Origin of the sequence: Bacillus sp. AFS040349 (assembly GCF_002577655.1) — a bacterium.
Lineage (GTDB): Bacteria > Bacillota > Bacilli > Bacillales > Bacillaceae > Metabacillus.
The window spans coordinates 1-409 of the sequence record NZ_NUMC01000183.1; the positions used below are offsets into that span (position 1 = coordinate 1).

Below are 409 nucleotides of genomic sequence, written 5' to 3' on the forward strand. Positions count from 1 at the left end.
ACTGCATAATTCATTCCTGCGTGATTTTTATGATATTTCTTTAACCGTCCTTTAAACTTCCCTTCTTTCTTTGCGAGCTCAATTCCTTCACGCTGACGCATACGAATAAGGTCTCGCTCTAATTGGTTAACACCAGCCATTACCGTAATTAAGAATTGGCTATATGGATTATCTTCTGATAAATCTAGCCATGTATCCTTAAGTGATTTTAAGCTTGCCTTTTTATTTCGTATTAAATCAATCAATTCAAATAAATCTTGCGTACTTCGAGTGATCCGAGTTAAATCTGTAACATAAATAATGTCACCTTCCTGTAAATCCTCTAACATTTTTTGAAGTTGTTCACGATCTTTTGTGGCTCCTGAAATTTTTTCTTCATAAATAATATCCATTCCAATTTCGTTCAATT

Annotated in this window: 1 protein-coding gene; it reads right to left on the reverse strand. The window is 33.5% G+C overall.

The genetic code is table 11. The features are described from left to right. Window positions 1–409: recombinase family protein (locus COD11_RS25815; protein ID WP_255301711.1), on the reverse strand; the 409-nt coding region annotated here is incomplete at both ends.